Here is a 24,966-nt window from a genome sequence, read left to right as displayed (position 1 = left end):
GGAAAAGCTTACACTCCTGTTGGGGTTGGGTGCTGAATGGTTACGTAATATCAAGTAACTTATATCTAAGATACATAATTACAGCGGCTATAATAGCACCTGCAAGTCCAGCTGTGTTTGTATTCATAATAGTTTTTGCCACTGCGTTTGCATCTTCAATAGAAGATATAGACCCAACACTTCCACCATTAAAACCAAACCAACCTATCCAAAGTAGTAATGCGCCAAGAACAACTAAAGGAATATTTGAAGCAGGAATAACTCTAATTTTACCTTTGTAATAACGCCCCTTACGTGGACCAATAACTAAAATAGCAGCCAAAAGTGCCCAGCCACCAGTTGAATGGATAACGGTTGAACCTGCTAAATCATACATATCTATATCTAAAATAGTTCCTGCTAAAAAGTCTGCACCCCAACTAATATTTACAACAAGAGGATAAATTCCAGCAGCCATAACAACAGTAAAAATCAGTAAAGGAATAATTTTTACACGTTCACTAACACCACCACTCATGATATTTACAGTTTTACCCACAAATGCCATCTGAAACAAAAAAGCTGCCCATATACTCATAGAAGAATTCTCCCAAGAACCAAAAGCAAGAGAGTAACCAACAAGCAAAAACGCCATCGATGCTATAGCATAAATCATTGTATTTACAGTTAAGACAGAAGAAACATTTTTAGTTCGAACAAGACCGGCTTCAAGCATAGCAAAACCGGGAACCATAAATATAATAAGAACCATAGAAAAAAGTGTAAAAAAAGTGTCTATGATGTATTTAAAATCATTTTCTGACATAGATAATCCTTAAAATTAATTAAGAGTGAAGTCTAGCAAAAAGGAATTATGGAAAAGTTAAATGATTTTTATAAAGAAGGGCATATGCTTAAAGCATATGCATATGTGTAGTTATGTAACTTATATAGCTTCTATATCTGTTTCACCAGTACGGATTCTAATAATCTTTTCAATTTCACTTACAAAGATCTTACCATCACCAATCTTACCAGTACGTGCAGCTTCTACAACAGCCTCAATAACTTGATCAACCATATCTTCTGCTACAACCATTTCCATTTTGATTTTTGGTAAAAAATCAACTACATACTCAGCGCCACGGTACAGTTCACTATGCCCTTTTTGACGACCGTAACCTTTTACTTCACTTACAGTCATACCTTCAATACCGATTTCAGCTAAGGCATCTTTCACGTCTTCAAGTTTAAAAGGTTTGATTATTGCTTCTATTTTTTTCATTTTATTTCTCCAAAAAATTTCATTTTTTAATTGTAACTTGTTTAAGGTACAAAATCAACAACCAATCTCATAAAGAGATTAGTTATTTATATATTTCTCACCATGAACTGATTCATCAAGCCCCATTGCTTCACTATCTTCATCAACACGGCTTCCACCAGTCAACGCAGTTGCAATGTAGTATACAATAACAGTTCCTACAAGTGTAAATAGACCAACAACTACAACTGATTCTACTTGAACTAAGAATTGTCCCATTCTATCACCTGATTCTTTTAGTGGTCCATCCCATAGTAAGTCGCTGTCTTGTACAGCCAAAAGACCTGTTGCTAATGCACCAAATAAACCTGCTAAGAAGTGAACACCGAATGCATCAAGAGAATCATCATAACCAAGTTTTTTCTTCAACACTGTAACACCCCAGAACGCAAATAAAGTTCCAACGATACCGATAACAAAAGCTCCGCCCACGTTCACAAAACCAGCAGCTGGAGTAATAGCTACAAGACCTGATACAGCACCTGTAGCTATTCCAAGTAATGTAGGTTTTTTGTAAACAACCCACTCAGCAAGCATCCAAGTGATAGCCGCTGCAGCAGTTGCTATAGTCGTAGTCAGTAGTGCTAAACCAGCGATTGCGTTTGCTCCAAATGCAGAACCTGCATTAAATCCATACCAACCGAACCAAAGAATAGCTGCACCAAGAGCAGTTAAAAGAACAGTTGCGGGTTTCATAGCAGATTTAGGATATCCAGCACGTTTACCAACTAAAATAGCAAGAACAAGACCAGCCAAACCACCATTCATATGTACAACAGTACCACCAGCAAAATCTAAAGCACCAGCATCAAATAATAATGCACCGTCTCCACCCCATACCATATGAGCAACAGGAGCATATACTACAAGTCCCCACATAGCAACAAACACTAACCAAGTTGAAAACTTAATACGTTCGATGACAGAACCAGATGCAATAGCTACTGTAATAGCAGCAAAAGTACCTTGGAATGCAACGAATACATACGTTGGATATGTTCCACTTAAATCTGTCCATTTAATGCCATCTAAAAATACATTGCCAAAACCACCCATTACTTGTTGTACTGCTGCAGACTCTGCAGTTCCAAACGCAATAGAATAACCTGCAATAATCCATACTACAAATGCAACAACAAATGCTCCAAATACCATAGCATAAGTATTAAGTACATTTTTACTTCTTGTCATACCTGCATAAAATAGAGCAAGACCTGCGGGTGTCATAAGCAATACTAATGCAGTAGACATCATCATCCACGCAGTATCCCCAGTATCTAATGTCGGTGTATCTTCAGCAAATGCAAATGTAGGTAAAGCAAACAAAAGTGCTAATAACCATTTCTTCATGTCAATCCTTTTTTTGTTTTGATTAGCTAAGTATAGAACAAATGCTTATTGATAAAGTAATTAAACTGATTAAATTTTAATCAATCTGAAAATATTGCTATTATTCTAAATTTTCTAACAAAGTAAACTTAACTTAAACATTTTATTAAGGGATAATTAGCTATTATAAGTAAAATTATTTTTAGGTGTTTCAATGAGCAACTTGCTAAATAACGACGATGTACAAAGTATAAATATAGAAGAGACTCTTCAAAACAGCTATCTTGACTACTCTATGAGTGTTATAGTCGGGCGTGCGCTTCCTGATGTAAGAGATGGTTTAAAGCCAGTCCATAGAAGAATTCTCTATGCAATGGATAAACTCAATCTCTCTTTTGGTGCAAAGTATAAAAAATCAGCACGTATCGTTGGTGATGTTATCGGTCAGTATCATCCACATGGTGATACTGCTGTATATGATGCACTCGTTCGTATGGCTCAAGACTTTTCAATGAGAATGGAACTCGTTGATGGTCAAGGAAACTTCGGTTCAGTAGATGGTGACTCTGCAGCTGCTATGCGTTATACAGAAGCACGTATGACAAAGTATGCAGGAGAGCTACTAAAAGATCTTGAAAAAAACACTGTTAATATGATAGACAACTACGATGCTACGACAAAAGAACCAGATGTTATGCCGACACGTGTACCAAATCTTTTGATTAATGGTTCATCAGGTATCGCTGTTGGTATGGCAACAAATATTCCACCACATAACCCTACCGAGATTATGAATGGACTCAAAGCACTTCTTGCAAACCCAAACATTACACTTCCAGAAATTATGGAACATATCAAAGCTCCTGATTTTCCAACGGGTGGTATTATTTTTGGTAAAAAAGGGATTATGGATGCTTATGAAACAGGACGTGGACGTATCAAAGTTCGTGCTAAAACACATATAGAACAAAGTGCTAAAAAAGAGATCATTGTTATTGATGAGCTTCCATATCAAGTAAACAAAGCGCGTCTTATTGAAAATATTGCCAACCTAGTCAAAGATAAAATGATAGATGGCGTTTCACTTATTCGAGATGAATCAGACCGTGATGGTATGCGAGTTGTCATCGAGCTTAAACGTGACGCAATGAGTGAAATCGTACTTAATAATCTTTTTAAACAAACAGCAATGCAAAATACTTTTGGTATTATCATGCTTTCTATATTAAATCAAGAACCACGTATATTTGGTATCATCGAAATTCTAAAACACTTTATCAATCACCGTAAAACTATCATTATTCGTCGTACTATTTTTGATCTTGAAAAAGCAAAAGCGCGCGCACATATCTTAGAAGGTTTGAAAAAAGCCATAGATATCATTGATGAAGTTATTCGTGTTATTCGTGCTTCTACAAATGAAGAAGATGCTCGTACAAATCTTGTTACAGAATTTGACTTTAGTGAAATTCAAGCGCAAAGTATCGTGGCTATGAGACTTGGTCGTTTAACTGGTTTAGAAATTGAAAAAATAGAAAATGAACTTGCAGAGCTTATGAAACTCATTGAGTACCTTGAATCAATTTTAAGAAGTGAAGAAGTTCTCCATGGCATTATCAGTGAAGAGTTTGATGAAGTGCTTACTACTTATACTACACCAAGAAGAACTGAGATAGAAGATGACTATGATGACATCGATATTGAAGATCTCATTCCTAATGAGCCGATGGTTGTAACTATAACACATAGAGGATACATCAAACGTGTTCCTTTAGTAAACTATGAAAAACAAAAACGTGGTGGAAAAGGAAAAACTGCCGTTACTACATATGAAGATGATTTTATAGAAAATTTCTTTACTTGTAACACACACGATACATTACTGTTTGTAACTGACCGTGGACAGCTTCACTGGCTTAAAGTTTACCGTATTCCAGAGGGTAGTCGTACTGCAAAAGGTAAGGCAGTTGTAAATCTTGTAAACCTTATGGCTGATGAGCAAATTCAATCTATCATCCCAACGACTGACTTTAGTGATGATAAAGGGCTTGTTTTCTTTACTAAAAATGGTGTCGTAAAACGTACAAACCTAAGTGAATTTAGCAATATAAGAAGTAACGGTGTAAGAGCAATAGTTCTTGATGATAATGATGAACTCATTACTGCTAAAATTGCAGATCAAAGTGTCAAGTATCTATTCATAGTTACAAAACTTGCACAATGTATTAAATTTGAGATAGAAAAAACAAGAGAGCAAGGTCGTAGCACTCGTGGCGTAAGAGGTATCAAGTTTAAACATGAAGGTGATGAAGTTGTTGATGCTAACATCATTGCAACTGATGAACAAGAAATCCTTATCGTGGCTGAAAAAGGTATAGGAAAACGTACTGAAGCAGGTGAATATAGACTTACAAACCGTGGTGGTTCAGGTGTAATCGCGATGAAAATGACGACTAAAACTGGCAAGTTCATTGTGGGTTGTTTAATGGTTGATGAACATATGGATATGATGGCCTTAACTAAAGCTGGGAAGATGATTCGTGTAGATATGCAAACTATTTCAAAATCAAGTCGTAATACATCTGGTGTCTATATTGTAAAAGGCGATGAAGTCGCAAGTATCTCACGTTGTCCAAAAAAGGATGAAGATGAAGATAATGATGAAAGTAACGAAGCTCCAACTTTAGAATTGGAATAATAGTTGCTATTAAGACTAAAACAAGTGGAGTTTGTTTACTCCATCTTTAAGGAAATTAAATGAAATTCTCTCTACTTTTACTCTCTTTACTTAGCATGTCTGCATGTGCTATGGGTCCAAATGCAGCACATAAAAAAGAGGTAGCAAAAATACCTCCTGTAAAAACTGAAACTGTAGATACTCCTAATGAGACAACAGTAAACGTTATATATCAAGAGATAAAAAAAGAACCACTCACGAAGCCAGCTGCCTCTAAAGCGCCAATTCTCAAAGCAGACAAGCCTGTCTTAATCTCTGTAGTTGGTCAAGGTGTTGCTCCGATGAACACAACTTCTCCAGCACAGGCTTATGCTTTAGCTAAACGTGCGGCTACTGCTGATGCTTACAGACTCATAGCTGAAAAAGTAAAAGGTGTAAATGTTGATGGGCAAGACCTTGTCAAAAATATGATGGTCAAACGCTCAACAGTCAGAACATCCGTACAAGCAATGGTTAAAAATGCAAATATAGTAGAAACAACGTTTAAAGATGGTTTATGCGAAGTAGAAATGGAAATAACTCTTTCACACTCGCAATTTTCTCACTAATTCTCTTTCATTCACTTGCTCTAAACGCAGCAAGTGAATACCTTATCTCTTACCGCTATGTAATCAAAGATGCAACACTATACAATGAACAACTCACTATCGCAAAAAGTATGAAGAAGTGTCTGGGTAACCCTTACGATAGTATTATGCTTGAAGCAGATACAAATGCATCACTCAAGAAAATTATTTCCAAAAATAAAGAAAAATTTATAGACTACATACATCAACTTGGTCTAAATATTCAACATTCACAAAAGGTTCTCAATAGCCAAAGTAAATCAACGATTATTCTTACATTAAAAACAACATGTTTCAAAGTCGATTTTAATGATAATTTTGCTAAAATTTCACCACTAAAATAGCCATAAAACAGGACTTTGAGTGAAAATAGCAATAGTTGAAGATGATATAAATATGAGAAAATCTCTTGAAATTGCTATGAGCGATTATAAAGAGTTTGAAGTGAAAACTTTTAAAAATGCAAAAGATGCGCTCAAAGGACTTGATACAAGCTACGACTTGGTTATTACTGACATAAATATGCCCGGTATGGATGGTATAGAGTTTGTTAAAGAACTAAATGGTCGCTATGAAGTCATCATTATGACTGGAAACGCAACGCTTAGTCGTGCTATAGATTCTATTCATCTTGGTGTAAAAGATTTTTTGCTCAAACCATTTGATATCGACACGCTCATCGCTGCAATCAAGCGTGAAGAAGTCGTACAAAAAGTCAAAAAAACAGCACCAAAAACAAAAAAGAAAACAAATGATTTTCTCGGTTCTTCTGAAGCACTCAAAAAAGTTTTACATATTGCTGACAAAGCGGCAAAAACGGATGCAAGTATTTTACTTTTGGGAGAAAGCGGTGTTGGTAAAGAAGTTTTTGCTTCTTATATTCATAAAAATTCTCCAAGAGCAAAAAAGCCTTTTGTCGCTATCAATATGGCCGCTATACCTGAAAATCTTATAGAGAGTGAACTTTTTGGGTTTGAAAAAGGAGCTTTTACTGATGCTAGCCAAGCAAAAACTGGACAGTTTGAACTAGCAAATGGAGGCACCCTTTTTCTAGATGAAATAGGTGAAATGCCCTACTCCGTTCAAGCAAAACTACTTCGTGCGCTGCAAGAAAAAGAAGTACGTCGCTTAGGCTCACCAAAAGCTATCAAAATAGACATACGAGTCATTTCAGCTACAAATGCAAACCTCAATGAAAAGATTAAAAACAGTGAATTTAGAGAGGATTTATTTTATCGTTTAAATACAATTCCTTTAAATATTCCTCCTTTGAGAGAGCGAAAAGATGAAATTTTACAAATTGCTGAAGCTATGGTTGAGCAAAATTGTGTAAAATACGGTTTTGATTTAAAAATATTTTCACCGCAAGCTAAAAGTGAACTTTTACAATACAACTGGCCCGGAAATATTCGGGAACTCATTTCTGTAGTTGAACGTTCTGTAATACTCAGTGAAACGCAAGAAATTCAAAAAGATGAACTCTTTTTAGATGTACGAAAATAAATATAGGAGATGATTATGAAAAAATATAATGTTGCAGTTGTTGGTGCAAATGGTGCCGTTGGAGAAGAGATACTCAGAGTTTTAGAGGAAATCGACTTTCCACTCAATAGGCTAATCCCACTTGCTAGCGCAAGAAGTATTGGCAAACAAGTAAGTTTCAACGATGAAAATTTTGACATCATAGAACTAACACATGATGTTTTCGAAAAAGAAGCTGTAGAAATTGCGCTCTTTAGTGCCGGTGGAAGTGTTAGTGCAGAATTTGCACCCCATGCAGTACGTGCAGGTGCTGTAGTGATTGACAATACATCACACTTTAGAATGGAGCCAAATGTTCCTCTTGTGGTTCCTGAAGTTAATCCTGAAGATATTGCCTTATGGAAAAATACAGGAATCATTGCAAACCCGAACTGTTCAACCATTCAAATGGTACAAACACTCAAACCCCTTGACAATGTATATGATTTAGTACGCGTTGATGTAAGTACATACCAAGCTACTAGTGGTGCAGGAAAAACTGCAATGCAAGAGCTTGTCAATCAAATGCAAGCATTTTTTGCTTTTAAACTTGATGAAGCAGAGATCAAAGCTTTTAATCAACAAATTGCGCTCAACGTTATCCCTCAAATTGATAAGTTCACAGAAAATGGCTACACAAAAGAAGAGATGAAAATGGTAAACGAAACAACAAAGATTATGCATAAAGAGATAGCACTAAGTGCAACTTGTGTACGTGTTCCTGTTCTTCGTGGACATTCTGAGGCATTGACTCTTACATTTGACAGTGAAGTTTCAGCAAATGAAGCAAAAGCAATCCTTGAAAAAGCGCCAAATATTGTACTTGTAGATGATCCAGAACAAGAACTCTATCCAATGCCAAAAGATTGTGTTGATAAAAATGAGACTTTCGTTGGAAGAATTCGTGAAGATGTTTATGCTAACAATATGCTACATATGTTTGTTGTTGCAGATAATCTACGTGTAGGTGCAGCAACAAACGCAGTAAGAATTGCTCAAAAATGGATAGAGATGGAGGAGTTAGCATAATGATTGAAAGAATATTTGAAGGTGGACTTTGGGGTTCACGTTTTATGGTCTTGATGGCTGTTATATTTGGTCTTGTTGGGGCTGTAGTCCTATTTATTGTTGCTAGTTTTGACGTTTATGACACAGCAAAACTTGTCATCGACACCTACATTAACCATCATCATCCTGAACACTTTCATGAACTCGTTGTCGGTGGTATCATAGGTGCTGTAGACTTGTATCTTATCGGTGTTGTTATGCTGTTGTTTTCTTTTGGTTTATATGAGTTATTTATTTCAGATATTGATGCAGCAAGAGAAGACGCAACAAGGGAAAATAAGATTTTATCTATCCATTCTCTTGATCAACTTAAAGACAAAATATCCAAAGTAATCGTAATGGTTTTGGTTGTAGGATTCTTTAAAAAGGTGGGTCTTGCAAGTTACCAAACACCACTAGAACTATTATATTTAGCTTTATCTATTACTGCCGTTGCTGTTGGTTTGTATTTTTTAAGTAAAGTTGGACACAATCACTAAGGAAAAAAAATGAGTATAAGAATTGAAATTCAATGCATGGAGGCACGCAATGCCAACTCCTAAAATATTTGTAGATGCATGTTTTGGAAAAGAGACACCATACACACCTGTATGGATGATGAGACAAGCTGGGCGTTATCTTCCTGAGTATATGGCAGTTCGGGCACAAGCTGGAAATTTTTTAAACCTTTGCCACAATCCTGAAATGGCATGTGAAGTAACACTACAGCCTATTGACATTGTTGGTGTTGATGCTGCGATACTTTTTAGTGACATCCTTGTTATTCCAGATGAAATGGGTATGGATTTATCTTTTGTCAAAGGAGAAGGCCCTAAATTTTCTGACCCTATTACAAATGAAAGCGATATTGATAAACTTATCGGAGGGGAAGAAGCTGCAAGCAAACTAACATATGTTTATGACACTATCAAACTCATTAAAACAAAACTTGCTGAGGATAAAGCCCTTATAGGTTTTACAGGTTCACCTTGGACACTTGCAACATATATGATAGAAGGACAAGGAACGAAAACATACAACATTTGTAAAAAGATGATGTACTCGAACCCTGAACTCTTGCATAAAATACTTGCAAAGGTAACTGAAGTTGTAAAACTTTATATGGAAAAACAAATTCAGTCTGGTATTGATGTTGTGCAGATCTTTGACTCTTGGGCAGCAGCGATTGAACCAAATAAATATGATGAATTTTCTTGGAAGTATATGGTTGAAATTGCTGAGTATCTAAAAGAAAAATATCCACAAACACCTATTATCATGTTTCCAAAAGGGGTACCAGCATTTTTAGACAAAGTATATGGTAACTTTGATGTTTTTGGTGTTGACTGGTCAACTCCAATGGAGTTAGCTCGTGAAAAACTTGGAGACAAGTATGTACTTCAAGGAAATATGGAACCGTGTCGTCTTTACTCCAAAGAAGCTACAACTGAGGCTGTAGAAGATATCCAAAGTGTTATGCAAGGAAAACGCCACATTTTTAACCTTGGTCATGGAATCCTTCCTGATGTGCCAGTTGAACATGCAAAACATTTTATCAACGAATGCCATCGTGTCAGCAAAAAATAATATAATATTTGGACCTATAAACTCACGCCGTTTTGGCATGAGTCTAGGTATCGACCTCTCTCCATCTACCAAACAATGTAATTTCGACTGTCTTTATTGTGAACTAGCTCCAACTGCAACCGTAAATAAACAAACAGAAGTTATAACAGTTGAAGAAGTCATCAATGAACTCAAAAAACATCTTCATGATAAAATAGATGTAATTACACTCACAGCTAATGGAGAACCAACACTTTATCCTTATCTTGATGAGCTTATAGATGCCATCAATAAAATAAAAGGTCAAACAAACACCCTCATACTTACAAATAGTGCCACTTTAAGTGATGAGAAAGTTTTTCATTCTTTACTCAAACTTGATGAAGTAAAACTTTCTCTTGACGCAGTGTCTCCTGATGTGTTTAAAAAAATTGACCGACCTTTTCACGATATTCATATTGAAGATATAGTTGCAAATGTCATCGAATTTAGCAAAGTATACAAAGGGAAATTATTTATAGAAATTCTATTTGTTCATGAACTCAATGATACAAAAGAGGAGATAATGAAGCTCAATGCTGTTTTACCACAAGTAAACGCAGCTAGAATTGACTTAAATACCATTGACAGGCCACCTGCATATCCAGTTATGGGGATAAGTTACAAAGAACTTCATACGATTGCTCAACAATTTGACAAAAAGTTACCTATACATATTGCTTCAAGAACTCATGCTGAACCAAATAATGTTTACCATACAAAAGAAGAGATACTCAACACACTAGATAAGCGCCCGCTTACTATGGATGATATCAATCTTCTTTTTGATGATGCAAGTAAACACAGCTTGGAAGAACTTCTTCAAACAGAAGAAGTTTCTATCAAAAAAGTAGGCAAGCTCGAATTTTACATTCCTACTAAGAATTTCAAACGTAAAAAAAAGACCCACTAAGACTCTATCATGCAACATTATGAGATATGGATAGAAGCATTTTCAGGTTTAGGACTCTTTCTTTTTGGGATGCTTTATCTCGAAGAACAGATCAAAGCCTCTGCGGGTAGAGCTTTTAAACAACTCGTTAAAAATATAACAAAAACACACTTTAAAAGTCTCCTAACGGGGATTTTCTCTACTGCACTCTTTCAGAGTTCTTCTGTTGTCACTCTCATGGCACTCTCACTTGTTGGAGCACAACTTATGAGCCTTGAGAGTAGCATCGCTATTATCTTGGGTAGCAATCTTGGAACGACTATAACAGCATGGATAGTTGCCATTGTAGGCTTTAGTATGAACATCAAGTTAATTTCCTACGCGGTCATTGGCATCGGTGGACTAGGACAAGTACTTAGTTCAGACACTACAAAATGGAAAAACTACTTTGGTACTATGGTAGGATTTGGATTGATATTCCTTGGTTTGGAGGGGATGAAGGATAGTTTTAGTGCCATCTCCCAAACTTTTGATATTGCGGCATATTCATTTTCTAACCCTTACTGGTATGCAGTTGTAGGTCTGGCATTAACCGCTGTCATACAATCAAGCTCAGCTTCAATAGCAATAGCACAAAGTGCTTTATACGTGAATGTTATCAGTTTTGAAGCGGCAGCTGCTTTTGTTATTGGTGCAAACATTGGAACGACTGTTACAGCATTGTTAGGTTCTATCGGTGGAACCCCAGATAAAAAAAGAGTTGCCTTTGCTCACCTTATATTTAATCTCTCTACCGGCGTGCTTGCTCTTATATTTATACAGCAACTTATTTATCTTGTAGAGAGTCTCTTTAGCAACATCAATAGTGTTATACAAATAGCAATGCTTCATTCTATTTTTAATCTTTTTGGTGTTTTACTTTGGTACCCTTTCATTGGACTGCTTACTGCGTTTACACAAAGGTTTTTTAAAAAAGAGGAAGAACATTACACTCATTTCATCGAAAATGTTTCAACAGATATACCAGAGATAGCTATGGAAGCGCTTGAAAAGGAGATCCCACATCTTGCAGGCAAGGTAGAAGAGTTTGCCCTCCTTGCCATCAATGTTCCACCACCAAAAGTTTTAGAAGAAAACAGTGCTGTAGATAAATTACTTGAAAAATTTGATACAAATTTTGATCTTTCATACAACAAACTCTATAAAAAGATTCGTTTACTTGAAGGTGAAATATATCATTACATTTCTGAACTTACTGTAAAAAACAATTATGAAGCCTATAATACACTCTTAAAAATAAAAACGGATGAAGTGAACTCCTTAGCTATAGCCGCAAAAACAATAAAAGATATGCTATACGATTTAGATGTCTTTTACAATGCAACATCACTAGAAGAACAAAAATTTTACAAAAATATGCGATACCAAATACTCAAAAGTGTTCGAGCATTTCATCGTGCTTATGCTGGAGATGAAGATGCACTTAAAGATATGGATGAAATATATAAAAAGATAAGTGAAGCCAATAAACAAAGTGCATATATCATTAAAGATATAACCAACAACCATACTATAAAATCTGATATTCTTACAATTGCTATCAATGATATACATGCTATAAAAACATTTTCAAAAGTACTCTATAAAATATTAAAAGCACGTAGAACAAAACATTCAAACTAGCTTTTAGAAAAATAATTATACTTTTTCTTAGCTTTACTCCCCCTAGTAGGTATCTTTAAAATAATTTCTTACTCCTAGCTTCTTCATCTAACGTACACATACTACAGGTGAATATAATATTATAAAATCTTATATATAAACATATCTAATTTCTACTTTATTTTGCTGTTGTAGATCAACTATATCTTTATTTAGAAAATAGTTTCAGTCTCCTGAGATATGATTTTATTCAATGCCATCCGAAAATTTATTTTAGTTAATAATTGCCGTATGAGCTATATACCTAGGAGAGAACAATGCCAAAATCAGCATTACCAATAGCAACAATATCATTACCAAACTCAAGATATGGAGAGATAAGTATTGCACATATAGAACAACCATACGGTGACTTTAGCAGTCCAGTAGTAAGTATAGCGATTTCAATGGAAGGTGACGATGACCATGACTGGAAAGTCCATCTTCCTTATGAAAAACTCGACGAAGTAATAAAAGCACTTGAAATAGCCCGTGATAAAAGTGATACAATACCACGTAATGACAAGCACTATCTTGATCTAGATGCTGAAGTTGGTGGTGGTGCCTAAGAAATTTAGAAAGTAGTTTGAAAGTTGTATTTTAGGGGTTATATATAATGTGGCTCCGGATACTGGATTCGAACCAGTGACCAAGTGATTAACAGTCACCTACTCTACCGCTGAGCTAATCCGGAATGTAAAAGTATGTTTAAAAAGTGGCTCCGGATACTGGATTCGAACCAGTGACCAAGTGATTAACAGTCACCTACTCTACCGCTGAGCTAATCCGGAATATTTATAAACACTCTTAATAAATGGTGTCAGAGGGGGGACTTGAACCCCCGACCCCCGGCTTATGAGACCAGTGCTCTAACCAGCTGAGCTACCCTGACATCTTTTAAGAGGGTGGAATTATACATATTTAAAACTTTAAGTTTACTAAAATATAGATTTTATTTATAATTTTATTTCTTCCTAGTAGAAAAATAAAAACCTTACTCTAAAAATTCAATAAAGTTTAGTCATATAGACTAAGGCTATTGACATTTTTACTTTTTTTTTGTAATATTCAACAAATAAATTAATATTATTTAAGGAGATATAATGAATTTTACACCTTTAGGAAAAAGAGTATTGGTCAAACGTGTTGAAGAGGCAAATACTACTAGTTCGGGTATCATTATCCCAGATAATGCAAAAGAAAAGCCTTCTCGTGGAGAAGTTGTAGCAGTAAGTTCAGAAGTAACAGAAGTTAAGAATGGTGATACAGTTCTTTTTGGAAAATATTCTGGAAATGAAGTATCATTTGATGGCACTCTTTATATGGTATTAGACATAGATGATATCTTCGGAATCATTGCTTAAATAACAAAATTTTAATTATAATCAAGGAGTATAAAAAATGTCAAAAGAAATAATTTTTTCAGATAGCGCTCGTAATTCACTTGCACGTGGTGTTCAAAAACTAACAGATGCAGTAAAAGTAACTATGGGGCCTCGTGGTCGTAATGTATTGATTCAAAAAAGTTATGGTGCTCCAGTTATTACAAAAGATGGTGTTTCAGTGGCTCGTGAAGTTGAACTGAATGATCCACTAGAAGATATGGGAGCACAACTCGTAAAAGAAGTAGCTTCTAACACTGCTGATGAGGCTGGTGATGGTACTACAACAGCGACAGTACTTGCAAATGCTATCTTTAGTGAAGGTTTGAGAAATATTACAGCCGGTGCGAACCCTGTTGAAGTAAAACGTGGTATGGACAAAGCTTGTGATGCTATTCTTGCAAACCTCAAAGAAGCTTCTAAATCTATCAAAGACAAAAGTGAAATTGCACAAGTTGCTACAATCTCAGCAAATGCTGATGCAAAGATTGGAAATATGATAGCAGAAGCTATGGAAAAAGTTGGTCAAGATGGTGTCATCACTGTTGAAGAGGCTAAAGGTATCGTTGATGAATTAGATGTTGTTGAAGGTATGCAATTTGACCGTGGTTATTTAAGTCCTTACTTCATAACAAATACTGAGAAGATGACAGCTGAGATTGAAAATCCTTGGATTTTACTCGTTGATAGTAAAATCAACTCTTTAAAAGATTTACTACCAGTTTTAGAACAAGTGCAAAAAACAAATCGTCCATTGCTTATTATTGCTGAAGATGTAGAGGGTGAAGCACTTTCTACTTTAGTGGTAAATAAACTCCGTGGTGTATTAAATATCTCTGCGGTAAAAGCTCCAGGTTTTGGCGACAGAAGAAAAGCAATGCTTCAAGATATTGCTACTTTAACTGCTGGTACAGTTATCTCAGAAGAGACAGGACACACTCTTGAAGGTGCAGAAATTTCTATGCTTGGTCAAGCTGCACGTGTAGTTATCGACAAAGATAACACTGTTATCGTAAATGGTGCCGGTAATGAAGAAGCTGTAAAAGCACGTATATCTGAAATCAAAACGCAAATAGAAGCTACTACTAGCGAATACGACAAAGAAAAACTTCAAGAACGTCTTGCAAAACTTAGTGGTGGTGTAGCTGTCATTAAAGTTGGTGCTGCAACTGAGACTGAAATGAAAGAGAAAAAAGACAGAGTTGATGATGCACTGAGTGCAACAAAAGCCGCTGTTGAAGAAGGTATCGTTATCGGTGGCGGTGCTGCTCTTGTCCGTGCTGCTGCAAAAGTAACTATTGACGACCTTGAAGGTGATCAAAAAATCGGTGCGGAGATTATTTTACGTGCAGTGAAAGCTCCAGTGAAACAAATAGCACAAAATGCTGGTTTTGATACAGGTGTTGTTGTCAATGCAATTGAAAATGCTAAAAATGAAAACATCGGTTTCAATGCTGCAACTGGTGAGTATGTAGATATGTTTGAAGCAGGGATAATTGACCCATTCAAAGTTGAACGTGTAGCACTCACAAATGCAACTTCTGTATCAAGCTTACTTCTTACAACAGAAGCAGCAATCTACAACATCCCAGAAGCAGAACCTGCTGTAGACGCAGGAGCAGGAATGCCTCCACAAATGGGAATGCCAGGTATGATGTAAGAAAGCGAATAAGAAACGTCAAAGCATACATAGAGTAGAATCTTCACAAGGTTCTCACTCTATGAAAATAAATGCAATTTTTCTCTTCATCCTTTTAAGCTCAAATACGCTACTAGCAATACAAAAAGATTCCACACTAGAACAAGAAAGCAGTACAAAGGGATTGATAGTATTAGACTATGAAATAATCTCTCTTGCAGACAATAAATCCATTGATTTACTAGGTACACACTATCTACAGCAAATCAATGAATGGTTATATTTTGGTTTTGGTATGCATGCACCACTTGTAAAAGGGGACTATGGTGGTTTTATGACTTTAGATGCCACTCTCCATTTACAGCGAAAAATCATCGGTGATATATTTATCAATGGAGGTCTATCACTTGGCGGTGGTGGCGGTGGTGCAAGCATAGAAGCGAGTAAGGAGCTCTCTGGGCAGGTGGATTCGTTAAGAGTTATCTAGGTCTTGGCTATCAAGTCAATGATGCTCTTTCATTCGGCATAAATTACACAAACTTTACATTCAACAATTCACAAATAGACAACTCTCAACTCAATTTTTTTCTACAAGCACCGGTATCGTATCTCACAACTTCCTACTCGTATGCTAACAAGCCTGTAAAATCACAATACAACGCTCCAAATTCAAATGAAAATATCTTTACAATAGAGTTCAATAATATCTTTCAAATACATCCGACAGGGGCAAACAAAGAGACTATCCAAACTACAGCACTACAGTTTTCTCATTTTATTAACGAGAGTAGTTACCTATTTTTAGAGGTTGAAGTAGGCTATAGAGGGCTACCATTATACAACCATCTTTTACATGGAGTTGGGCATAAATCTATCCTTGCGTCTCGAGTAAATCTTTACACACAACTTGGGGTAGGTTCAGGAGGATATTCCCCAAATGATATTGACACAGGTTCAGGACTGCTTATTTATCCTAAAGTCTCCTTGGAGTATGCATTAAACAAAGACCTTGGAGTAACACTATCAAGTGGCTATCTCATTGCACCTATGGGAACTTCAAAAAACTATACAGTTGGGGCTGCTGTGAACTATCATTTTTCTCATAATGCTAGAACTACACAGGCAAAAGATTGGAGTGAAAGATCTTACTATTCAGGCATTCGATTTAACTTTTTTAACCAAACTGAATTTTTAGCAAAAGTTGATGATAAATCTCATCATAATATTCATATGATTTCATTTCAGATTGACAAACTCTTAGCAAAAAACTGGTATATTCCAATACAAGGAAGTATTGCATACAATGATTTCATGGGATACCCCGGTTATGGAGAATTATCGGCCGGACTTGGTTTACAAACGCAGTATAGCAGTTCAAACAGGTTTCAAAACTTTGTACAACTCCAATTTGGAACAAATATTGGAGGTATTATATTCAAACCATCGCTTGGCGTAAACTACAGCTTAAGTGATAATTATGCACTATTTGGGCAGTTAGGCTATACAACTTCCATTGAACAAATGGGTTTGTATCGCAAAAATCATTCTTTACGTTCCTATAATGTCGGTACAGGTATAACATACCGTTTTTCTATAAAATAAAGGAGTTATTATGCAGAAAAAAACAGTTTCTTTAGTGCTTGGAAGTGGTGGAGCTCGTGGTTTGGCTCACATAGGAATTATCAGATACCTGGAAGAAAATGACTATGAGATAGAATCTATCTCTGGCTGTTCCATTGGTGCGCTTGTTGGTGGTTTTTATGCTGCTGGTAAACTTGATATTTATGAAAATTGGCTCAAAGAAGTCAATACTCTCGAAATGCTTACACTTCTTGATTTTAACGGTTCAGGTGGACTCATCTCAGGCAAAAAGCTTATTAGTAAACTCAAAGAACTTGTAGGTGATTATAATATTGAAGATTTAAGGATCAACTTTACTGCCGTTGCCACTGACATTGATGCCGAAAAAGAAGTCTGGATAAACAGTGGTTCACTTCTAAACGCAGTAAGAGCTTCCATCTCATTACCTCTGTTCTTCACTCCATACATCAGCCCCTCAGGCAAAAAGCTCGTTGATGGTGGCGTTCTCAATCCTGTTCCTATAGCCCCAACTTTTAAAGATGACACAGATTTAACTATTTCAGTCAATCTTGATGGAGAAGCTAGTGCAAATATACAAATCAAAAAACGAAAAGATATGGACACTTCTCTGCGTAAAAAAGCACAAGAGTATCTTAACAGCATTACCCTACCTAAAACACTAACAAAAGAAGATGGTATGTATGCAGTAGCAAACAAATCTTTTGAGACACTTCAAGGTGCACTAGCACGTATGAAACTTGCAGCGTATCCTTCTGACATCGAAATTGATATACCAAGAAATCTTTGTGGTACTTTTGATTTTCACAAATCAGAAGAATTAATTGAATATGGCTATAATTTGTGCAAAAAAAGAGATGATTTATAATTTATTGTCTTATAATGATTACACTTGTACATCACAAAGGAAAAATACATGAATAATAAAATATTTATCATCACAGTTTTCATTAGTAATATCGCATTTGGAGCTATCCTCCCTATAGCTACAATTCAAAAAACAAGCACACAAAAAAATACAAGCAAAATTTCAGATAAAGTCAGCAAGACCCTTTATAGTCGTGGGATTGAACGTAAAATAGCAAATAAAAAAGTAGAAAAAACACTCCTAAACAATGAAAGGACAACGGACTTGATGGCTCAAAATATACTCAAGAGTATTAAAAGTATCAAAGAGACTGACATCATTGCTTTTATCTCGCACGCAGCACTCAAAGGAAAAAATGTTGATTTGAGTTCATACTCTACGCTTATTGCTCTTCTACAAAAAAGTACAGGGAGCCTGATAGATAGTGACACAGTACAAACTATAGAAAAACTCAGCAATGAAAATGAAAAACTAAAGCTACAAGAGGTAATCCTGTAAATGAAGATAGAAAATCCTTTTGAAACAGGACATATAAGAAACTATATTTTACTCTATGCTAGTGTTGTCGTTATCATGATTTTGTTTTTTTTCGCCTCAACTCTTTTCAATGAAGTCAAAGAAGTAGAAACTAAAAAATTCTCCACTGAGTTAAACGCAACGATGCAAGCTCAAACGCAGCGCAAGCAAGAAGAGCAAAAACACAAAGAAGCAAGAAAATTTAGACTCTTAGATAAAGCATACTAAAGAGCTTTTTAATCCTTCGTAACGATATAAAGCTGTTCGTGTCCTAGTCTTTTTAAGATATCCATCACACTTACAAAGTCTTGAAACTTTGACGCCTTATCACTTCTGAGAACAACAGTTTGTTTTTTCGATATATCAGAGAGCTTTTTCTCCAAACCTGCCAAATCAACTTTGGCTTTCTCAAAAAAGAGTTCACCTTTTGCATTGACATACACTGTGACCTCTTTTTTTACATCTTCTTTCGCACTAGCTTTAGCTTCTGGCAAATCAACAGGGATAATTCCCTGCTTAATAAAAGTCGCCGTAGTCAAAACCATAACAAGTAAAACAAGCATGATATCAATAAAAGGAATGACATTAATCTGGTCAAACTTTTTAAAGTTCTTTTTACACTTAGACATTTTTCTCTTCTTGCATGACATCAAATTTTGTTAAAATTCTCTCTACTTTACGCAGAGCAATAGTATACGCAACGATGGCAGGCATAGCAACGACAAGACCCATAGCAGTCGCTTTAAGTGCAAGAGCAAGACCTATCATGATCTTCTTTGTATCAACTGCGCCAATGTCACCAAGTGTATAAAATGTTATCATGATTCCAACAACTGTTCCAAGTAGCCCAACATAGGGTGCATTTGTTCCTATGGCGCTGATTACATTGATATTGTCAGTCAAGTCAAGCTCTAGATTATCTCTATGTTTATACTCTTCTACACGAATAGTTTTATAAAACATCATACGCTCGATAAAAAGCCATAAAGTTACGACACTCATCAGTATCAAAGTTCCCATCACACCATAATCAAGCGCTTGTTCTGCATATGCCATAAAGTCGTTTGTTTGCATCTATTTTCCTGTTATATTTTAAAGTTTAGTCTTACTGTTGTTCCAACTCTTGGTGTAGATTCAAAAGCAAGTTGGATATCATTCGTATCACAAAATCGTTTTACCATACTCAGCCCTATCCCAAAACCTTGCATATCTTTGTTCGTTTGGTAATAAGTATCGAAAATATGAAGTAGTTCCATCTCATCCATCCCGATACCAAAATCTTTTATAGCTAAAGTATTCTTTTTGAGTTGAATTTCTATCGTATCTGATTTGTCTGAGTATTTTACCCCATTATCAACAATATTGTCAATCACCTTACCAAGCCCTATTTTATCATTAATAATTTCTATGGCTTCTAAGTCAAGAACGAACTTTATCTGTGGATAAATTTTTGAAAGGAAATCGACTCTTTCTTCTATAAGTTCACTGAGGATTATTTTCTCTTTAACCGCTTCTCTTGTTTGCATTTTAATATGATAATCAAGCTCATTATAACGCTCTTTGAGCATTTCACATGCCCCTTGAATTCTCTTCAAACGCTTAGAACTTTTTTCATCATCTATTTTTTTGGCTAAAAGCTGTGTATTGGTTGTGATAGTGCTGATGGGAAGGTTGAGTTCATGGAGTGTTTCTTTTGAGAGGTTTTGTAAGTTTTCAACATAATCAACAAGAGGATCAACAGCAAGTTTTGAGATAAAAATCCCTGCAAGAGTCACAAAACAGACAGCTATAAGTACAAGAAAAAAAAGATTTTGAATTTTAAGAACATCAACAAGATAATAAGCTGAACCTAAAAACAGACTCACCGTTAAAAAATAAAATATAAAGATATTTATACGCAGATTACGAAACAAGTTTGTATCCTATGCCTCGTATATTTTGTATGCTCATGCTCGGTATAAGCTGCTTCAAACGGTTGATATACACCCGTATCGCCCCATCACTTCCCCCACTCTCTGCACTTGACCACAGCTCATCATAAATAAGCTCTTTTGGCACAGGTTCATTGACGTGATTCATCAGTAAAACAAGCAGTGCATACTCTTTGTTTGAGAGTTCTAAGCGCTCACCATTGTATAAAACACCTTTATGCAGTTTATCATGACACAATGCCCCAACACACTCTGGTTCACTTTTTTTAGCTCTACGCATGACTGCGTTTAAACGCAGTAAGAGTTCATTGTTATCAAATGGTTTACTCAGATAATCATCTGCACCATTTAAAAAGCCACGTTCTAATATCTCTTTGTCTTTGTGTGATGTTAAAAATATTGCAGGAGTATCATCATCTGCTTTTCGCAGTTCTGATAAAAGTGAGAGTCCATCAATCAATGGAACATTAATATCTAAAAGATAAAGATCAAATTTTTGCTCATAGGTAGCATCTAGTGCATCTTGACCGTTGAGATAAAGAGAGACTTCATGTCCCTCCTCTTCTAGCAGGTCTACTAACGTCTCTCCAAAGAGCAAATCATCTTCGAGAAGTAATATCCTAATCAACACTCTCTATAGCCCATCCTATAACTTCGCCCGCATACATAGGAACAACCCCTGCATAATTCTCAGGAACGACAAATGGTCTTTTTTCAAGTGTTACTTCTTTAAATTCAGGGCAAATTCCATAAATATTTTGAGCATTGTCGCTGACAAAAGATTGTAAATTATCAAGCTTATCAAACTGTTCAAAAATCTCTGTTAAAAGCTGTAGAGCTATTGGCGCTGTAAAAACACCAGCAGCACAACCACAAGACTCTTTCTTATGTTGAGGATGTGGAGCTGAGTCTGAGCCAAACATAACTTTAGGATGTGCTTCAAGTGCTACACCCAGAAGTGCATCTAAATCTTCTGGACGTTTAGCGATTGGCTTACAAAAATGATGTGGCATCATCATACCGCCCACCACGTCATCAAGCGTTAAAAGTAAGTGGTGTACTGTGATAGTCGCATAAAGATTGTCGTATTTGTCAAGCATATCCACAGCCGCTTTTGTTGTAATGTGTTCCATGACTAGCTTAAGCTTAGGAAAGTTTTTCGCTAGTAATTCATAAATACTCATAAACTCCGCTTCTCTATCCATCACAAAACCATCAGTTTCACCATGAACACAAAGTGGAATGCCTAATTCACTCATAGCTTCTAAGGTTACTCGCATCTCTTCTATATCAAATGAAGAAACACCACCTTCAGAGTTCGTTGTAATCCCTGCAGGATACAACTTGATAGCTGTAATCTCATCAACAACATTTTCTAAAAATGCTTTGTCATAATTTTTGTAAAAAAGTGTCATATAAGATTCAAAGTAGTCGTTTGGCACTGCAGCCATAATTCTTTGTTTATAAGATTGTACCGCTTCAAGCGTATCTACTGGTGGTACAAGGTTGGGCATAATGAGTGCCCCACTAAAAGTAAACGCAGTAAGTGGTGCAACATTTTCAAGCATAACACCATCACGAAGATGCAAATGCATATCTAGCGGCATTAAAAGTGTATGAGTTTTCATAAAAATTCCTTCATTTATTCAGTAAGATTATTATAGCAAAGTTGGCATTAAATACCCCATAAATATACATCTGCAAATGAGATTAACATCCCTAGAAGTGCCAATGATTTGTAGAGGTGGCTTATCTTTATAAAGGGTTTACCATCTATAAATATCCCTAGTTGTACTGCTGCGACCACAAGAGCGGCAAGGATAAAGTAAAGGTAAGAGACAAGAAGTACTTCATACCAAACTTCATGTGTAAAACCATAAGCAAACAATACCACAACAGCAAAAGCCACTATGATATTTTGAATAAGCATCGTTTTGTTTTGGGCTTCTTCTTTCTTGTAAACACGGGCAATTTTAAAGTAGAGAAAAGCGAGAAATAGAGTAGTGTAAAAAAGCATTATCATCCTTAATATTTTTTAGAATATTATCCAAATAAATATTAAACATAACTTCTATTTATGCTCTATGATTTTTGTATCTGAACCTTTAGGATTTGTGAGTGACTTTATCACATCTTGTTCTACTTCTTCAGAGAGTTTCCCCTCACCCACAAGGTCAAGTATCTTGTGAAAACGTTTTTCTGTCAATTCTCTTTCATGGATCAGGATATCTTTATCAATCTTTTCTTTATTGAGTTTGGCTTTAAGTTCACGGTTTTTTTTACTATTAAAGTAGAAAATAAAAAGTGCAATAATCAGCAGGATGATGATAGCTATAGCAATGTAAGTCGTGCTCTTAATCCCGTCTTTTTTCACACTAGAATCTATCACAGCTGTTTGGATTTTTGTTTTGGAGTCCGTTTTTGCTACTTCTTGTGAAGTAGCTGCTTCAAGCTTCGCAATCAGTGCTTTGTTTTCAGCTTCGATTTTAGCGATTTCGATTTTTGTTTTCGCATTTATATTAGAAATTTTGACTTGATTTTTACGATTTTTATCGTTCTCATTTGCTGGACTGTAGATATAAGAATTCTTCTGCGCACCCATCAAATGCACTTTCTCTTTTGTATTTTCTTGACAACCAAGAAAAACAAAAATCAAGATAAATATCCCTAAAAAAGCTACTTTCATCCAGCTCTACCTTACAATAAATCTTTTGCTTTTTGTATCAAAGAGTTCACTGAGTTTTCATAAAGTTTTGCATCTTCTTTTGAAGTAGATTCAAAACGTGTAACAAGTACCGGTGTTGTGTTACTCGCACGTACAAGCCCCCAGCCATTTTCAAAGTTTATACGAACACCATCAACATCTATGATATCTTTGACTTTTGGAAAGTCCGCTGGTGGATTTTGTAGTAATTCTTTTACTTTGTCTATGATTTTGAACTTTTCTTCTTCTGTAGTCTCTACTTTGATCTCTTCAGTAGAGTAGACTTTAGGAAGTTTTGCAAGTTCTGCGTCAAGATCAATGCCCTCATGGATAAGCTCTAACATTCTTAAGGTTGCATAGATAGCATCATCATAACCAAAGTAGCGATTTTTAAAAAAAATGTGACCACTTACTTCACAAGCAAGATCTGCATTGACCTCTTTCATCTTTACTTTAAGATTTGAGTGTCCTGTTTTGTACATGATAGCTTTTGCCCCACGACGTTCTAACTCATCATACATTACTTGTGAGCATTTCACCTCACCAATGACCGTTGGTTTATCCATAGTCATACTATATAAAAGCGCCATCATATCGCCTTTGATATTGTTCTTATGCGTTAAGACTGCTATCCTGTCAGCATCACCATCATAAGCAAAGCCAATGTCACCTTCTTTTTCAAGTAAAACTTTTAAATCTTGTAAATTTGCTTCAACAGAAGGGTCTGGATGGTGGTTTGGAAACGTGCCATCTGGCTCAACATAGAGTCCTTTTGTGTTTAACTGTAAGTTTTTAAATATATCTTCAGTCACAATTCCTGCAACACCATTACCACAATCATAAACAATTTTCTCAGTCATCCCTTTAATATGCTGAAATTCTTCTACTAAAAAGTCGATGTATCTCTCAACGGCATTGATTTTTGTTACATCTCTTGGCACTGCGTTTGGCATATCCATAGTTTCACATTCACGCCCAAGAGCGTAGATATCTTCACCAAAAAACGGCGCTTTATCGACTGTGATTTTAAAGCCATTATATTCACTAGGGTTGTGTGAACCTGTAATCATCACAGAAGCAGAAGGAGTAACACCATCCCAAATTTGATAGTTTGTAAAGTAGTTCACAGGAGTAGGAACCATCCCCATATCAAGCACTTTTTTCCCACCTGCGTTTAAACCACGCACAAGATACTCAAAAAGGATAGGAGAGTGAGAACGTGCATCATATCCAACAGATACATACTCCCCATCTATCTTACTAGCAAGCCCAAAGCCAATTTTAACTACACTCTCTTCATTCAACTCTTTTTCGTAGATACCTCTGATGTCGTACTCTCTGTAAATGCTCATTTATGAAAACCTTTTAAATTATTAACGTAATTCTACATTATAAAAGATTAACTAATGCTTCTATATAGGACTAAGCCTTGTAAGTGTTTTTTGAGTTTGATGTTAGATTCTTCCCATACTCCGTGTGGAATAACTTTACGCTTCTTGATTTAACCCAAATTATGCAATAAAGAAAGTTTAAACCAATAAAAAGTACTATAGAGCCGAGATAAAAGAGAGCTGATAAGGAGTCACCAAATGGGTGAACTAAAAATTCAATATTCAGATAAAAAAG

General features: G+C 35.8%; 27 protein-coding genes, 3 tRNA genes and 1 pseudogene. 17 read left to right on the top strand and 14 right to left on the bottom strand.

Annotated elements, in window-relative coordinates; translation table 11 throughout:
• Positions 1-43: 43 nt before the first annotated feature.
• The 3 genes and pseudogenes from MV052_RS00525 to MV052_RS00515 all read right to left on the bottom strand — a co-directional run.
• Positions 44-805, bottom strand: a pseudogene (locus MV052_RS00525) (ammonium transporter); the annotation flags it as partial.
• 120 nt (positions 806-925) lie between these two features.
• Positions 926-1,264 carry a P-II family nitrogen regulator gene (locus MV052_RS00520; RefSeq protein ID WP_297439918.1) on the bottom strand — a complete coding sequence of 113 codons (339 nt, stop codon included), beginning with the start codon at positions 1,262-1,264 and terminating at the stop codon, positions 926-928.
• Between the two features lie 78 nt (positions 1,265-1,342).
• Positions 1,343-2,653 carry an ammonium transporter gene (locus MV052_RS00515; protein WP_297439916.1) on the bottom strand — a complete coding sequence of 437 codons (1,311 nt, stop codon included), beginning with the start codon at positions 2,651-2,653 and terminating at the stop codon, positions 1,343-1,345.
• A gap of 193 nt (positions 2,654-2,846) precedes the next feature.
• On the opposite strand from MV052_RS00515, the gene gyrA reads away from it, so the two are divergent.
• The 10 genes from gyrA to MV052_RS00465 all read left to right on the top strand — a co-directional run bounded on the left by gyrA (position 2,847) and on the right by MV052_RS00465 (position 13,270).
• Positions 2,847-5,330 carry a DNA gyrase subunit A gene (gyrA, locus tag MV052_RS00510; protein WP_297439914.1) on the top strand — a complete coding sequence of 828 codons (2,484 nt, stop codon included), beginning with the start codon at positions 2,847-2,849 and terminating at the stop codon, positions 5,328-5,330.
• Between the two features lie 59 nt (positions 5,331-5,389).
• Complete coding sequence (locus MV052_RS00505; RefSeq protein ID WP_297439912.1) at positions 5,390-5,917, top strand: LPP20 family lipoprotein; 528 nt, start codon at positions 5,390-5,392, stop codon at positions 5,915-5,917.
• Entirely contained in the window at positions 5,866-6,279 is a 414-nt protein-coding gene (locus MV052_RS00500) for a hypothetical protein (protein ID WP_297439910.1), read from the top strand. Before MV052_RS00505 ends, MV052_RS00500 begins: the two co-directional genes overlap by 52 nt.
• 19 nt (positions 6,280-6,298) lie before the next feature.
• Entirely contained in the window at positions 6,299-7,438 is a 1,140-nt protein-coding gene (locus tag MV052_RS00495) for a sigma-54 dependent transcriptional regulator (protein ID WP_297439908.1), read from the top strand.
• A gap of 15 nt (positions 7,439-7,453) precedes the next feature.
• Positions 7,454-8,485 (top strand): aspartate-semialdehyde dehydrogenase, encoded by a 1,032-nt coding sequence (locus MV052_RS00490; protein WP_297439906.1) that lies wholly within the window; start codon positions 7,454-7,456, stop codon positions 8,483-8,485.
• Complete coding sequence (locus tag MV052_RS00485) at positions 8,485-9,003, top strand: YqhA family protein (RefSeq protein WP_297439904.1); 519 nt, start codon at positions 8,485-8,487, stop codon at positions 9,001-9,003. Before MV052_RS00490 ends, MV052_RS00485 begins: the two co-directional genes overlap by 1 nt.
• 49 nt (positions 9,004-9,052) lie before the next feature.
• Positions 9,053-10,090 carry a uroporphyrinogen decarboxylase gene (hemE, locus tag MV052_RS00480; RefSeq protein WP_297439902.1) on the top strand — a complete coding sequence of 346 codons (1,038 nt, stop codon included), beginning with the start codon at positions 9,053-9,055 and terminating at the stop codon, positions 10,088-10,090.
• The gene (locus tag MV052_RS00475) at positions 10,044-11,021 is read left to right on the top strand and encodes a radical SAM protein (RefSeq protein ID WP_297439901.1); all 978 of its coding nucleotides are present in this window, start codon (positions 10,044-10,046) and stop codon (positions 11,019-11,021) included. The genes hemE and MV052_RS00475 overlap by 47 nt, the downstream gene beginning before the upstream one ends.
• 9 nt (positions 11,022-11,030) lie before the next feature.
• Positions 11,031-12,683, top strand: coding sequence for a Na/Pi symporter (locus MV052_RS00470; protein WP_297439899.1), 1,653 nt, complete (start codon positions 11,031-11,033; stop codon positions 12,681-12,683).
• 296 nt (positions 12,684-12,979) lie between these two features.
• Complete coding sequence (locus MV052_RS00465; protein ID WP_297439897.1) at positions 12,980-13,270, top strand: hypothetical protein; 291 nt, start codon at positions 12,980-12,982, stop codon at positions 13,268-13,270.
• A gap of 50 nt (positions 13,271-13,320) precedes the next feature.
• Here the strand turns inward: MV052_RS00465 and MV052_RS00460 are convergent.
• From MV052_RS00460 to MV052_RS00450, 3 genes are all read right to left on the bottom strand, one after another.
• Positions 13,321-13,395: transfer RNA gene (locus tag MV052_RS00460), tRNA-Asn, on the bottom strand.
• Positions 13,396-13,417: 22 nt separating this feature from the next.
• Positions 13,418-13,492 (bottom strand) — tRNA-Asn (locus MV052_RS00455).
• Between the two features lie 24 nt (positions 13,493-13,516).
• Positions 13,517-13,593: transfer RNA gene (locus tag MV052_RS00450), tRNA-Met, on the bottom strand.
• A 211-nt stretch (positions 13,594-13,804) separates the two neighbouring features.
• On the opposite strand from MV052_RS00450, the gene groES reads away from it, so the two are divergent.
• The 7 genes from groES (at position 13,805) to MV052_RS00415 (ending at position 18,933) form a co-directional block, all read left to right on the top strand.
• Positions 13,805-14,065, top strand: coding sequence for a co-chaperone GroES (gene groES / locus MV052_RS00445; protein ID WP_297439895.1), 261 nt, complete (start codon positions 13,805-13,807; stop codon positions 14,063-14,065).
• 37 nt (positions 14,066-14,102) lie between these two features.
• Positions 14,103-15,743, top strand: a complete 1,641-nt coding sequence (gene groL, locus MV052_RS00440; protein WP_297439894.1) for a chaperonin GroEL — start codon at positions 14,103-14,105, stop codon at positions 15,741-15,743.
• A 61-nt stretch (positions 15,744-15,804) separates the two neighbouring features.
• Positions 15,805-16,209: a hypothetical protein gene (locus MV052_RS00435; RefSeq protein WP_297439892.1), complete on the top strand. Its 405-nt coding sequence runs from the start codon at positions 15,805-15,807 to the stop codon at positions 16,207-16,209.
• A 497-nt stretch (positions 16,210-16,706) separates the two neighbouring features.
• Positions 16,707-17,324 (top strand): hypothetical protein, encoded by a 618-nt coding sequence (locus MV052_RS00430; RefSeq protein ID WP_297439890.1) that lies wholly within the window; start codon positions 16,707-16,709, stop codon positions 17,322-17,324.
• 10 nt (positions 17,325-17,334) lie between these two features.
• Complete coding sequence (locus MV052_RS00425) at positions 17,335-18,189, top strand: patatin-like phospholipase family protein (protein ID WP_297439888.1); 855 nt, start codon at positions 17,335-17,337, stop codon at positions 18,187-18,189.
• A 48-nt stretch (positions 18,190-18,237) separates the two neighbouring features.
• Entirely contained in the window at positions 18,238-18,687 is a 450-nt protein-coding gene (locus tag MV052_RS00420; RefSeq protein ID WP_297439886.1) for a hypothetical protein, read from the top strand.
• A complete protein-coding gene (locus MV052_RS00415; RefSeq protein WP_297439885.1) occupies positions 18,688-18,933 on the top strand; it encodes a hypothetical protein in 246 nt (81 codons plus the stop codon). It begins immediately after the preceding gene.
• Positions 18,934-18,941: 8 nt separating this feature from the next.
• Here MV052_RS00415 and exbD read toward each other — a convergent pair whose 3' ends face one another.
• Genes exbD through MV052_RS00375 form a run of 8 tightly spaced genes read right to left on the bottom strand, consistent with a single transcriptional unit; the run spans position 18,942 to position 24,692 of the window.
• Positions 18,942-19,334 (bottom strand): TonB system transport protein ExbD, encoded by a 393-nt coding sequence (gene exbD, locus MV052_RS00410; protein WP_297439883.1) that lies wholly within the window; start codon positions 19,332-19,334, stop codon positions 18,942-18,944.
• Positions 19,327-19,779 (bottom strand): TonB-system energizer ExbB, encoded by a 453-nt coding sequence (gene exbB, locus MV052_RS00405; RefSeq protein ID WP_297439881.1) that lies wholly within the window; start codon positions 19,777-19,779, stop codon positions 19,327-19,329. Before exbB ends, exbD begins: the two co-directional genes overlap by 8 nt.
• An 11-nt stretch (positions 19,780-19,790) precedes the next feature.
• Complete coding sequence (locus MV052_RS00400; RefSeq protein WP_297439879.1) at positions 19,791-20,618, bottom strand: HAMP domain-containing sensor histidine kinase; 828 nt, start codon at positions 20,616-20,618, stop codon at positions 19,791-19,793.
• The gene (locus MV052_RS00395) at positions 20,608-21,267 is read right to left on the bottom strand and encodes a response regulator transcription factor (RefSeq protein WP_297439877.1); all 660 of its coding nucleotides are present in this window, start codon (positions 21,265-21,267) and stop codon (positions 20,608-20,610) included. Before MV052_RS00395 ends, MV052_RS00400 begins: the two co-directional genes overlap by 11 nt.
• Entirely contained in the window at positions 21,257-22,264 is a 1,008-nt protein-coding gene (pyrC, locus tag MV052_RS00390; RefSeq protein ID WP_297439875.1) for a dihydroorotase, read from the bottom strand. Before pyrC ends, MV052_RS00395 begins: the two co-directional genes overlap by 11 nt.
• Positions 22,265-22,311: 47 nt before the next feature.
• The gene (locus MV052_RS00385; protein WP_297439873.1) at positions 22,312-22,653 is read right to left on the bottom strand and encodes a hypothetical protein; all 342 of its coding nucleotides are present in this window, start codon (positions 22,651-22,653) and stop codon (positions 22,312-22,314) included.
• Positions 22,654-22,707: 54 nt separating this feature from the next.
• Positions 22,708-23,322, bottom strand: coding sequence for a hypothetical protein (locus tag MV052_RS00380; protein ID WP_297439871.1), 615 nt, complete (start codon positions 23,320-23,322; stop codon positions 22,708-22,710).
• 11 nt (positions 23,323-23,333) lie between these two features.
• Positions 23,334-24,692, bottom strand: a complete 1,359-nt coding sequence (locus tag MV052_RS00375; protein ID WP_297439868.1) for a phosphomannomutase/phosphoglucomutase — start codon at positions 24,690-24,692, stop codon at positions 23,334-23,336.
• Between the last annotated feature and the right edge of the window lie 274 nt (positions 24,693-24,966).

This window comes from Sulfurimonas sp. (assembly GCF_026988655.1).
Classification (GTDB): domain Bacteria; phylum Campylobacterota; class Campylobacteria; order Campylobacterales; family Sulfurimonadaceae; genus Sulfurimonas.
The sequence above is the reverse complement of the archived record's forward strand: the minus strand, read 5'-3'. Positions and strand labels throughout refer to the sequence as shown.

Coding starts and splice junctions, on each gene's coding strand:
- gyrA (WP_297439914.1), top strand. CDS start 2,847: ATGAGCAACTTGCTAAATAACGACGATGTACAAAGTATAAATATAGAA.
- MV052_RS00420 (WP_297439886.1), top strand. CDS start 18,238: ATGAATAATAAAATATTTATCATCACAGTTTTCATTAGTAATATCGCA.
- pyrC (WP_297439875.1), bottom strand. CDS start 22,264: ATGAAAACTCATACACTTTTAATGCCGCTAGATATGCATTTGCATCTT.
- MV052_RS00500 (WP_297439910.1), top strand. CDS start 5,866: ATGCGAAGTAGAAATGGAAATAACTCTTTCACACTCGCAATTTTCTCA.
- MV052_RS00475 (WP_297439901.1), top strand. CDS start 10,044: ATGCAAAACATTTTATCAACGAATGCCATCGTGTCAGCAAAAAATAAT.
- MV052_RS00470 (WP_297439899.1), top strand. CDS start 11,031: ATGCAACATTATGAGATATGGATAGAAGCATTTTCAGGTTTAGGACTC.
- MV052_RS00520 (WP_297439918.1), bottom strand. CDS start 1,264: ATGAAAAAAATAGAAGCAATAATCAAACCTTTTAAACTTGAAGACGTG.
- MV052_RS00425 (WP_297439888.1), top strand. CDS start 17,335: ATGCAGAAAAAAACAGTTTCTTTAGTGCTTGGAAGTGGTGGAGCTCGT.
- MV052_RS00415 (WP_297439885.1), top strand. CDS start 18,688: ATGAAGATAGAAAATCCTTTTGAAACAGGACATATAAGAAACTATATT.
- MV052_RS00490 (WP_297439906.1), top strand. CDS start 7,454: ATGAAAAAATATAATGTTGCAGTTGTTGGTGCAAATGGTGCCGTTGGA.
- MV052_RS00385 (WP_297439873.1), bottom strand. CDS start 22,653: ATGCTTTTTTACACTACTCTATTTCTCGCTTTTCTCTACTTTAAAATT.
- groES (WP_297439895.1), top strand. CDS start 13,805: ATGAATTTTACACCTTTAGGAAAAAGAGTATTGGTCAAACGTGTTGAA.
- MV052_RS00485 (WP_297439904.1), top strand. CDS start 8,485: ATGATTGAAAGAATATTTGAAGGTGGACTTTGGGGTTCACGTTTTATG.
- MV052_RS00515 (WP_297439916.1), bottom strand. CDS start 2,653: ATGAAGAAATGGTTATTAGCACTTTTGTTTGCTTTACCTACATTTGCA.
- MV052_RS00380 (WP_297439871.1), bottom strand. CDS start 23,322: ATGAAAGTAGCTTTTTTAGGGATATTTATCTTGATTTTTGTTTTTCTT.
- exbB (WP_297439881.1), bottom strand. CDS start 19,779: ATGCAAACAAACGACTTTATGGCATATGCAGAACAAGCGCTTGATTAT.
- groL (WP_297439894.1), top strand. CDS start 14,103: ATGTCAAAAGAAATAATTTTTTCAGATAGCGCTCGTAATTCACTTGCA.
- MV052_RS00435 (WP_297439892.1), top strand. CDS start 15,805: ATGAAAATAAATGCAATTTTTCTCTTCATCCTTTTAAGCTCAAATACG.
- MV052_RS00465 (WP_297439897.1), top strand. CDS start 12,980: ATGCCAAAATCAGCATTACCAATAGCAACAATATCATTACCAAACTCA.
- exbD (WP_297439883.1), bottom strand. CDS start 19,334: ATGTCTAAGTGTAAAAAGAACTTTAAAAAGTTTGACCAGATTAATGTC.
- hemE (WP_297439902.1), top strand. CDS start 9,053: ATGCCAACTCCTAAAATATTTGTAGATGCATGTTTTGGAAAAGAGACA.
- MV052_RS00505 (WP_297439912.1), top strand. CDS start 5,390: ATGAAATTCTCTCTACTTTTACTCTCTTTACTTAGCATGTCTGCATGT.
- MV052_RS00375 (WP_297439868.1), bottom strand. CDS start 24,692: ATGAGCATTTACAGAGAGTACGACATCAGAGGTATCTACGAAAAAGAG.